Source organism: Arthrobacter sp. Y3221159 (assembly GCF_059089885.1).
This window is the reverse complement of the sequence record NZ_JBNHFC010000036.1, coordinates 1-10,043: the sequence shown is the minus strand read 5'-3', so window position 1 is coordinate 10,043 and position 10,043 is coordinate 1. Positions and strand designations below refer to the sequence as shown.

Annotated in this window: 8 protein-coding genes; 3 read left to right on the top strand and 5 right to left on the bottom strand. The window is 66.7% G+C overall.

Going from position 1 to position 10,043, the window contains the following annotated elements; all coding sequences use genetic code 11:
* Window positions 1–121: 121 nt before the first annotated feature.
* Window positions 122–1,930 (bottom strand): AMP-dependent synthetase/ligase, encoded by a 1,809-nt coding sequence (locus AC5RT3_RS20295; protein ID WP_494053497.1) that lies wholly within the window; start codon window positions 1,928–1,930, stop codon window positions 122–124.
* A gap of 175 nt (window positions 1,931–2,105) precedes the next feature.
* On the opposite strand from AC5RT3_RS20295, the gene AC5RT3_RS20290 reads away from it, so the two are divergent.
* Complete coding sequence (locus AC5RT3_RS20290; RefSeq protein ID WP_494053496.1) at window positions 2,106–3,197, top strand: ROK family glucokinase; 1,092 nt, start codon at window positions 2,106–2,108, stop codon at window positions 3,195–3,197.
* A 4-nt stretch (window positions 3,198–3,201) separates the two neighbouring features.
* Here the strand turns inward: AC5RT3_RS20290 and AC5RT3_RS20285 are convergent, their stop codons facing one another.
* From AC5RT3_RS20285 to AC5RT3_RS20275, 3 genes are read right to left on the bottom strand one after another with little or no spacing between them, the layout of a single operon-like run.
* Complete coding sequence (locus tag AC5RT3_RS20285; protein WP_494125070.1) at window positions 3,202–3,765, bottom strand: hypothetical protein; 564 nt, start codon at window positions 3,763–3,765, stop codon at window positions 3,202–3,204.
* Window positions 3,752–4,552, bottom strand: coding sequence for an alpha/beta hydrolase (locus tag AC5RT3_RS20280; protein WP_494125069.1), 801 nt, complete (start codon window positions 4,550–4,552; stop codon window positions 3,752–3,754). The genes AC5RT3_RS20285 and AC5RT3_RS20280 overlap by 14 nt, the downstream gene beginning before the upstream one ends.
* Complete coding sequence (locus AC5RT3_RS20275) at window positions 4,549–5,337, bottom strand: alpha/beta hydrolase (RefSeq protein ID WP_494125068.1); 789 nt, start codon at window positions 5,335–5,337, stop codon at window positions 4,549–4,551. The genes AC5RT3_RS20280 and AC5RT3_RS20275 overlap by 4 nt, the downstream gene beginning before the upstream one ends.
* A gap of 111 nt (window positions 5,338–5,448) precedes the next feature.
* Here AC5RT3_RS20275 and AC5RT3_RS20270 point away from each other — a divergent pair, with 111 nt between their 5' ends.
* Complete coding sequence (locus AC5RT3_RS20270; RefSeq protein ID WP_494053492.1) at window positions 5,449–6,264, top strand: lysophospholipid acyltransferase family protein; 816 nt, start codon at window positions 5,449–5,451, stop codon at window positions 6,262–6,264.
* Between the two features lie 94 nt (window positions 6,265–6,358).
* Window positions 6,359–7,753, top strand: coding sequence for a class II 3-deoxy-7-phosphoheptulonate synthase (locus tag AC5RT3_RS20265; RefSeq protein WP_494053491.1), 1,395 nt, complete (start codon window positions 6,359–6,361; stop codon window positions 7,751–7,753).
* A 31-nt stretch (window positions 7,754–7,784) separates the two neighbouring features.
* Here the strand turns inward: AC5RT3_RS20265 and AC5RT3_RS20260 are convergent, their stop codons facing one another.
* Window positions 7,785–9,905, bottom strand: coding sequence for a Stk1 family PASTA domain-containing Ser/Thr kinase (locus AC5RT3_RS20260; RefSeq protein WP_494053490.1), 2,121 nt, complete (start codon window positions 9,903–9,905; stop codon window positions 7,785–7,787).
* Window positions 9,906–10,043: the final 138 nt, after the last annotated feature.

The following is a 10,043-nucleotide window of genomic DNA, read 5'->3' as shown; positions in this document are numbered from 1 at the left end:
AAGCTCGAGGGCCTGAGCCCGGTGCAATACCGTGCTCAGGCCCTCGCGGCTTAGGCTCTTACTTACCCAGTCCAACTTTCGGGGACCAGTTCAAGTGAAGGACCCTTTGTTGTTACCGGCGTCAGGAACGCGGCGCCGCGTACATTTCCTCGATAATTGTCTCGAAGTCCTTCATGACCTGCGCCCGCTTGACCTTCATGGAAGGGGTCAGGTGGCCGGAGGCCTCGGTGAAATCCGCAGGCACGATCCGGAACGACTTGATGGCCTCCGCGTGGGACACGGAGCCGTTGGCCGCCGTGATCAGGTCCTGGACCGCGGCCTTGACCACAGGGTTGGCGGCGGCCTGGTCCAGGGTGGTGTCCGCGGGCAGCCCGTGGCGCTGCAGCCAGCCCGGCAGGGCTTCCTGGTCCAGGGTCACCAAGGCGCCGATGAACGGCCGGTTGTCGCCCACCACCAGCACCTGGGACACCAGGGCGTCGGCGCGGATCTGGTCCTCAAGCAGGGCAGGAATGACGTTCTTGCCGCCGGCCGTGACAATGATTTCCTTCTTGCGCCCGGTGATCCAGAGGAAGCCGTCCTCGTCCAGGCGGCCGATGTCGCCCGTGCGGAACCAGCCGTCGGTGAACGTTTCCGCTGACAGGTCCTCACGCTTGTAGTAGCCGCGCATAACGCAGACGCCCTTGGCCAGGATCTCGCCGTCCTCGGCGATCCTCACGGCGTTCCCGGGCAGCGGCTTGCCGACCGAACCGATCTTGATCCGGGACGGGGTGTTGACGGAGATGGGAGCCGTGGTCTCGGTCAGGCCGTAGCCTTCCAGGACCTGGAGGCCGATGCCTTGGAAAAAGTGGCCCAGCCGTTCGCCGAGGGGCCCTCCGCCGGACACCGCGTGGGCGACATGGCCGCCCATCGCTGCCCGGAGTTTGCTGTAGACCAGCTTGTCGAACAAGGCGTGGCGCAGTTTCAGCCCCAGTCCCACCCGCCCGGCCTGCCGTGCCTTGGAGAAGGCGATGGCCGTATCCGCCGCCTTGTGGAAAATGGCTCCCTTGCCGCCGTCCTCCGCCTTGGTCATGGCAGAGTTGTAGACCTTCTCGAATACCCGCGGGACCGCGAGGATGAAGGTGGGCTCATAGCTCTGCAGGTCCGACAGCAGGTTCTTGATGTCCGGTGTATGGGCAACGGTGGTGCCGGCGGCCATGGCCAGCACCGAAATGAACCGTGCGAAGACGTGGGCCAGCGGCAGGAACATGATGGTCTTGGCGTTCTCATGGACAATCTCGCCGATGATGGCCAAGGCGTTGTCGGAGAGTTCGACGAAGTTGCCGTGGGTCAGCTCGCAACCCTTGGGGCGTCCGGTGGTGCCCGAGGTGTAGATGATCGTTGCGAGATCGGACAGTTTGGCGGCAGTCCGGCGGGACTCAAGCTCCTCGTCGCTGATCCCTGATCCGGCCGTGCGGAGGGCATCCAGGCCTGCACCTTCCAGCTGCCAGACATGCTGGAGGCCAGTCAGGCCTTCCGCCGTTACGGCCTGCCGGATGACGTTCTCGTGGTGCGCGGCTTCGCCAAAGGCGGCCACGGCGCCGGAGTCGCCAAGGTTCCAGGCAACCTGGGACGGGGACGAGGTTTCGTAGATCGGGACGGAGACGCCGCCGGCGAACCAGATGGCAAAATCCACCAGGGACCATTCGTACCGGGTGCGGGACATGATGCCAACGCGGTCACCCACGCCGACGCCACTGGCAATCAACCCCTTGGCAAGCGCTTTGACGTCGGCAAGGAACTCGGTGGCGGAAACATCCTGCCAGGCACCCGCTGAATCAAGGCGCGAGAACAGTGCCGGGTTGCTGGCTTTCTTCGCCTGCCGCAGCACCAGATCGGTGATATTGGTTTCCGGTGGAACAACAACAAGAGGCGGAACACTGAATTCGCGCACTATAGCTCCTTTGATATCCGAACTCCCGCTTCAGGGGTATGCCTACAGAGTAGTACGCCGGTGCGGGAGCAGTGCAGCACTTAAACCTACTGGCGGGTAACTTATCCGTCAATGGGTCCCGCTGCACGAGGCGGGGTCCCGCCGCCCATGGGTGCAAAACCTAGAATGGGGAACTATGTACGCACAATCTTTCGGCGAGCAGGCCGGTCCACTTAGCAGGGCCGTCCCTTGGCGGCGCCGCTCCGCCCCCTACCGGGCAGGCAGAAGAGGGGGTGACGGCTTCCACGGGCAGGTGCGGCTTGGCCGCAAGGGACTGGCCATAGGTATCGACATTGGCGGCACCAAGGTGGCGGCCGGGGTGGTGGATACCGAAGGCAGGATCCTTAGCGAGGCTCGCCGCTCCACGCCCGGCACGGATCCGCGCGAGGTTGAGCAGGTCATCGTGGAACTCGTGGAAGAGCTGGGCAGGGGACAGCGCATCCGCTCGGTTGGAATAGGCGCGGCCGGCTGGATGGACCTCGACGGCGGCACCGTACTGTTCAGTCCGCACCTGGCATGGCGCAATGAGCCCCTGAGGGCCAACCTGCAGCAGCTCTTGCGTAGGCCCGTGCTGCTGGCGAACGACGCCGATGCCGCGGCCTGGGCTGAATGGCGCTTCGGTGCCGGCCGGGGTGAGGACCGGCTGGTCTGCATCACCCTCGGCACCGGCATCGGCGGTGCGATGGTCATGGACGGCAGGGTGGAGCGCGGCCGGTTCGGGGTGGCCGGCGAGTTCGGCCACCAGATCATCATGCCGGGCGGGCACCGTTGCGAGTGCGGCAACCGCGGATGCTGGGAGCAGTATGCCTCCGGCAATGCCCTGGGGCGGGAAGCCAGCATCCTGGCCCGCAGTAACTCCCCAATGGCGCAGGACCTGCTCGCAGCAGTCGGCGGCCGCGCTGACACCATCACCGGGGCCGTGGTGACCGACCTCGCGCTGGCCGGCGACACTGCCTCCCGTGAGCTGCTCGAGGAAGTGGGCGAATGGCTCGGCCTGGGCCTCGCGAACCTGGCAGCAGCGCTCGATCCCGGCCTGTTCGTGATTGGCGGCGGACTGTGCTCGGCCGGAAACCTGCTGGTTGAACCGGCGCAGAAGGCGTTCGCGCGGAACCTCACAGGGCGCGGCTTCCGTCCCGCCGCCGGGATCGAGCTTGCCGCCCTGGGGCCCAATGCCGGACTGATCGGGGCTGCGGACCTGTCGCGGGTCAGCGGCCGGGTCCGCCACTGACCCGCTAGACGCGGGCGCCGTCGTCGTCCTCGTCTTTTTCCTGCGGGAGCTTCATGATCAGGTATACGGTTCCCAGCACGAACGCGGCCACGATGCCCACTATCGCCAGCAGCGGCGCGGAACGCCAGAACATCGCCGAGAGCAGCAGCGCTACCGGCCCGCCCACCGCCGCCAGCCAGGCCAGCATGGTCAGCGGGTCCGTGCCGGCCAGGCTCGGGGGTTCTTCGGGGATGAAGTCGCCGTCGTCGTCGTCCACTGTATAGTTCCGGGGGCCCTCCGGCGTATCCCCGTTCCGGCCCTGGCCGGCCCTTGCCTGGCGCTGCGCCGCAGACGGTTCGGCCGGGGCTGCGCCCGCCAGGCCCAGGGGATCGAAATCGCGGAAGGACGCGGTTCCCCGGGCTGCCGGAGCCTCCGGCTCTGCGAGCGGCTCCGGATCCGAGTTGCGGGGATCCGGCGGCCCGGAAGCGGTGTCAGCTTCCAGTCGCGCCACCAGGTCCAGCCAGACGGCGTCGTCCTGGTTCGCTCCCTGGTCCGCCGAGTCGGGGGAGCCGGAGTCATGCCTGTTCATGCTGCACCTCCTGTCTTCCCGCCGCGGGGGCTGCGCCGGCGGCCAGCACCCGGCGGATAAACTCCACCGACCCCTGGAAGATGCGTTCGGCGTCGTTATCCATGGTGGCCACGTGGTAGCTGTTGTCGAGCCGGACCAGCTCCACGGGCGCGCTCAAGCCGCGTCGCAGCGCGGCAATGCTCGCATCGGAGACCACGTGGTCCACCGTGGACCTGTAGACCTGCACGGGGGCGGTGATCCGGGGGAGCAGCCGGATGGTGTCCCTGAACATTTTGTTCATCTCATGGGCCGCCGCTACCGGAGTGCGGGTATACGCGCCCTCGTCCATGCCTTCCTTGAGGATGTCGTTGGCAATGGCCGGCGTGGATTTCAACACCAGCTTGAGGATGCCCGCGAGCGGAGCCCTGGGATCGTCAATCACCAGCGCGGGATTGACCAGCACCACTCCCGCCACGGGGCGTGTGGCCGCAACCCGCAGGGCCAGCGCGCCGCCCATGCTCAGCCCCGCCGCAAACACGTGGTCGCACTCCGCTTCCAGCTCCAGGTAGGCATCATCCAGCGCGCCGTGCCACTGCTGCCAGCGGGTCCGGGCGAGGTCCTGCCAGCTGGTGCCATGTCCCGGCAGCAATGGCATGCGCACAGCGAATCCGGCAGCGGCAAAGGCCTGCGCCCACAGGCGGAGTCCATGGGGGCTGCCGGTGAAGCCATGGGAGAGGACTACGCCGGTCCTGGGCCCGTCCCCGCTGGACGCGCTGGCGAAGGGACTGTGGTCCGGGCTGGACGTCATGGTGTCTCCGAAGTGCTGGTCAATCGGGCATGGGCGCGGATGAAGGCGCTGGACCTGGCGAAGATCTCCGGCGCGTCCACGTCCAGCGTAGCCACATGGCCGCTGCTGGCAAGGTCCACCACCTCAGTGAGGTGCGGGCCGAGCCGTTGCCGGAGCAATGCCAACGACGTGGGCGGAACCACAATGTCCGTCCTGGACTTGAAGACCTGGACCGGTGCCGTGATGCGGGGCAAGCCGCGGATTGCGGCGCCAAAGAGCTTCTTGAGCTCGTGCACGGCCGCCAGCGGCGTGCGGGAGTAGTCACAGTCTTCGGTGGCTGGCGCCGTCGGCTGGTCCTCCTGGATGGGGATGGTTGTGCGCTGGAAGTATTTGAGCACCCCAATAATATGGATGCGGCGGTCGTAAAAACTGAGCCCCGGATTCACCACCGAGACCCCTGCCACCGGATGCCGGGAGGCGGTCAGCAGGGCCACCGCCCCGCCCATGGACAGTCCCGCCACAAAGCACGTTTCGGTGCGTGCCTGGAGCTCCAGGAAGGCGGTCTCGTAGCTGCTGTACCAGTCGCTCCATCCTGTCCTGGCCAGCTGGCGCCAGTCCGTTCCGTGCCCGGGCAGCAGCGGGACCGAGACGGCATATCCCTGCCCGGCCAGGTGCTCGGCCCACGGCAGCACGCTCAGCGGGCTGCCGGTGAATCCATGGCAGATTGCCACGCCCACCTGCGCGTTTGCTCCATGCCCGGGATAGCTGAAAGCGGCAGGGCGGGGCGGGACGCTGCTTTCAGTCATGAGTCCATCGTGTCACTGTTCCGGCCAAATCTCACTAGAGTAGGGTTGCATTGAACTGCTGACCAGGCCCGGTGCGGAGCCTGGGGGCCGCCTTCCGGAGAGGTTCACCACGTGTTCTATTGGGTCATGAAGAGGATCTTCCTCGGTCCGGTCCTGAAGCTGCTTTTCCGCCCCTGGGTCAAGGGCCTTGACAACATCCCCGGCCAGGGTGCGGCGATCATCGCTTCCAACCACCTGTCGTTCTCCGATTCCATCTTCCTGCCGCTGATGGTCCGCCGCCCCGTGGTCTTCCTGGCCAAGATGGAATACTTCACGGGCACCGGCATCAAGGGCCGGCTGACAGCCCTGTTCTTCCGGCTGACCAACCAGCTGCCCATGGACCGCTCCGGCGGTGCGGCATCTGCGGCATCCCTCAGCGCCGGGATGGACGTGCTCAACCACGGCGGGCTGCTCGGCATCTACCCTGAGGGCACCCGCAGCCCGGACGCCAGGCTTTACCGCGGCAAGGTGGGTGTTGCCCGGCTGGCGCTGGAGGCCGGCGTTCCGGTCATCCCGGTGGCCATGATCGGCACGGACAAGGTGCAGCCGATCGGCAAACGGCTGCCCAATATCCGCAGGATCGGCATGATCTTCGGTGAGCCGTTGGACTTCACGGCCTACCGGGACCAGGCAGAGGACCGCGATGTCCAGCGGAAAGTCACGGACCAGATCATGTTCGAACTGCAGCGGCTTTCCGGGCAGGAATATGTTGACGAGTACGCGGCGGTAGTGAAGCTCCGGCTGGCCGGCAGGCCGGTCGAACCCGAGGCAAGCGCAGAACCTCTGGCATCGCCGGCGGGCGGCGTGAACCCCGCGGATCCCGTTCCCGGCCACGGTGTGAGGCAGCAGGACCGGACGGACGACGGCGGTGCTGCCGCCACCGGCTGATGGGCGGGCTTTTTCACGCATGGGGGTTGTGACGCGGACGCCGGCCAGCGTGACGGTGCGGTGTCCAGTGGTCCTGCGCTGCCGTTAGTCTTAGATGGTGACTGAGCTATCTGCAAAACCTGCCTTTTCGCTGTCCAGCACCGCCCAGAGCGGAGCCGCCAACTATCCCGGACTGGACGACTGGCGGGACCTTCCCATTTCCCAGCAGCCCAGCTGGCAGGACCAGGAAGTTTTCGACGCCTCCGTCAAGGAACTTTCCGTGCTCCCCCCGCTGGTGTTTGCCGGTGAAGTGGACATCCTGCGCGAGCGGCTCGCCGCTGCTGCCCAGGGGAAGGCGTTCCTCCTGCAGGGCGGCGACTGCGCGGAAACTTTCGAGGCCGCCACGGCGGACAAGATCAGTGCCAGGGTCAAGACCATCCTCCAGATGGCCGTCGTGCTGACGTACGGCGCTGCCATGCCCGTGATCAAGATGGGCCGGATGGCCGGCCAGTTCGCCAAGCCGCGTTCCTCCAATGACGAGACCCGGAATGGTGTCACCCTGCCGGCCTACCGCGGCGACATCGTCAACGGCTACGAGTTCACCCCCGAATCACGCGGCCACGACGCCTCGCGCATGCTCCGCGCCTACCACACCTCCGCATCCACGCTGAACCTCATCCGGGCCTTCACGCAGGGCGGCTTCGCCGACCTCCGCTCGGTGCACCAGTGGAACAAGGGCTTCACCGAAAACCCTGCCCACGCCCGCTACGAGTCGCTGGCCAGGGACATCGACCGGGCCATCAAATTCATGGACTCCTGCGGTGCGGATTTTGAGGCGCTCAAGCGCGTCGAGTTCTTCGCCAGCCACGAGGCCCTGCTGCTGGACTACGAGCGGGCGCTGACCCGGATCGACTCCCGGACCGGCTTCCCGTACGACACCTCCGCCCACTTCCTGTGGATCGGGGAGCGGACCCGCGAACTGGACCATGCCCATGTGGACTTCCTGTCCCGCGTCCGGAACCCGATCGGCGTCAAGCTTGGTCCCTCGACCACCGGCGATGACGCCCTGCGCCTGATCGACAAACTGGATCCGGAACGCGAACCGGGACGCCTGACGTTCATCACGCGGATGGGTGCCGGCAACATCCGGGAGAAGCTGCCCGCCGTCGTCGAGAAGGTTACTGCCTCCGGCGCCCAGGTGCTGTGGGTCACCGACCCCATGCACGGCAACACTGTGACGTCCCCCAACGGGTACAAGACGAGGAACTTCGACGACGTCATTGACGAGGTGCGCGGCTTCTTTGAGGTGCACCATGCCCTGGGAACCGTGCCCGGCGGCCTGCATGTGGAGATGACCGGCGACGATGTGGCTGAGTGCCTTGGCGGCGCCGATCCCATCGACCAGGATGCTTTCCTGCACCGCTACGAGTCGGTCTGCGACCCGCGGCTGAACCACATGCAGTCCCTGGAAATGGCATTCCTGGTGGCCGGCGCACTCGCCAAGCACTGACCCTGCCGGATGGTGTGGGCGGTCGGGCCGCCTACACCACGGTCAGCGTTATGACGGACCCTTCGGGGACCTCTGTGTCCACGGGGTCCTGGGCGCGGACGGTTCCAAAGAAGCCGCCCAGCACATTGTTGACCCGGACCTCGAAGCCCAGTGCCTCGAGCGCCCGCCTGGCTTCGTTCGCCTGCCGCCCGATGAAGCTGGGAACCTCCACCATTCGAGGGCCCTTGGAAATGGTCAGGGTCACGGTGCCGCCGCGGGTAAGCGTCCCGCTGGCAGGCGACTGGCTGACAACAGCACCCTCGGGCACATTCCGGTCAAACACCTCTTCGCGGGCCACCTCAGCCTGCAGCCCGGCCGCCTCGATGGCGTCCACGGCATCATCCTCGTCCTGGCCCACCACGGAGGGGACGGGGATGGGCTCGGGTCCCTTGGAGACCACCAGGGCCACCGGCGTTCCATGCCTGGCCGGCGTGCCGGCAGCCGGCTCCTGGGACAGGACAATGCCGGCAGGCACGTCCTCGTTGAATTCCGCGGTGACCGTACCCAGCGCCATTTCGGCACCGTTCAGGGCGTCCTTGGCCTCGTCCAGCGTGCCGCCGGAGAGTTGCGGCAGGGGGAAAAGCTGCGGGCCCTTGGACACATAAAGCGATACAGGCTGGAACTTCCGGATTTCCGTTCCGGCCTTCGGCTCGCTTCCCACCACCAGCCCGCTGGGAACATCGTCGTCGAATACGTCCCTCGTGGTGGACCTGAATCCTGCTTCACTGAGGAGCTGCTGGGCCTCCGCCACCGTCCTGTTTGCCACGGCCGGGATGGTGGCCGCAGCCCCGGGGCCCATACCGAAGAACCAGCCCGCTCCCGTGGCGAGCAGGGCCGCGAGGACCAGGACCACCACCCACAGGACGCCCCGCCGTCGGGCACTGCCTTCGCGGAGTGAACGGACAGGGGTTGCGGCGGCCCGGGCACGGGCCTTCTCGTCCTCCTTTTCAGCCTTGCGCTGTGCCCGCTTGCTGAGCTGGGGCGCCGGGGGCGCCCAGGGTTCCTCCACATCCTCCCCGGGAGGGGTAAGGATGTGGCTGCCCCGGCCGGCTCCGGGAGCCGGCCGCGCAGGCTCGCGCCCCAGCGCGGGTCCATGGGCAGGCGGCGCCGGCCTGCCGGAGGGCATGACCGTGGTGGGGTTGTTGGTTTGCGCAATGAACTCTGTGTGATTCCCGAAAGCTGCATCCTGGACCGGGGCTGTCTCCTGGGCGCCGGGGGAGGCAGGCGCTGCGGTGCCGGCGGCGGCCGGAGGATGCAGGTCCAGCTCGGAATCGGTCAGGTTAGTCCGAATGTGCCGCAGCTCCTGGAGGAGCGCATTCGCATCCACTGGCCGGTTCTCCGGGTCATTGGCCGTACACCATTGCACGAGCTCGTCCAGCTCGCCCGCCAGCCCGGGCACCAGAGCCGACGGCGGACCCACCGTGCCGTTGACATGCTGGTAGGCCACCTGGATGGGGACGTCGCCTTTGAACGGCTGTTGCCCGGTCAGCATTTCAAACAGCATGATGCCCACTGAGTAGACGTCGCTCCGGGCATCTGCCGGCCGGCCCAGGACGATCTCGGGCGGGACATAGGCGACGGTTCCCATCAGTGTCCCGGAGCTCGTGGACGAGGTGACCGCCCGGGCAAGGCCGAAGTCGCCGATCTTGATCCTGCCGTCGTCGGCGATCAGGACGTTTTCGGGTTTCACGTCGCGGTGGATGAAGCCCGCGGTATGGGCCGCGGCCAGTCCTTCCACGACGGGATCAATCAGGGCAAGTGCGAGCCGCGGCGGCAAGGCCCCCTTGTCGTTGATGACGTCGCGAAGGGTGTGGCCCTTGATGTATTCCATGACCAGGTAGGCGGTGTGGCCGTCATGGCCCTGGTCCAGGACCCCCACCACATGGGGGTGCGAGAGCCGGGCCGCCGCCTTCGCCTCCCGCCCCAGCCTGCCGAGGAAGCTCTCATCCGCGGCCAGGTGCGGATGCAGCACCTTCAGTGCAACGTGGCGCTCCAGCCTCTGGTCCACGGCCAGGTAAACCGTGGACATGCCGCCGCGGGCGAGCCGGGACTGCACGGTGTAGCGGTTGTCCACCAGCGTTCCCACAAAGGGGTCAGAGACGTGTTCCTGCACCCTTTGATCCTAATCCCGCAATGAAAAGGGTCCGAACCCGTCATTGAACTGGTCCCCGAAAGTTGGACTGGGTAAGTAAGAGCCTAAGCCGCGAGGGCCTGAGCACGGTATTGCACCGGGCTCAGGCCCTCGAGCTTT

What these genes read in the sequence shown, in the direction of transcription:
- AC5RT3_RS20275 (WP_494125068.1), bottom strand. Translation starts at nt 5,337, where the DNA reads ATGACTGAAAGCAGCGTCCCGCCCCGCCCTGCCGCTTTCAGCTATCCC.
- AC5RT3_RS20285 (WP_494125070.1), bottom strand. Translation starts at nt 3,765, where the DNA reads ATGAACAGGCATGACTCCGGCTCCCCCGACTCGGCGGACCAGGGAGCG.
- AC5RT3_RS20265 (WP_494053491.1), top strand. Translation starts at nt 6,359, where the DNA reads ATGGTGACTGAGCTATCTGCAAAACCTGCCTTTTCGCTGTCCAGCACC.
- AC5RT3_RS20290 (WP_494053496.1), top strand. Translation starts at nt 2,106, where the DNA reads ATGTACGCACAATCTTTCGGCGAGCAGGCCGGTCCACTTAGCAGGGCC.
- AC5RT3_RS20280 (WP_494125069.1), bottom strand. Translation starts at nt 4,552, where the DNA reads ATGACGTCCAGCCCGGACCACAGTCCCTTCGCCAGCGCGTCCAGCGGG.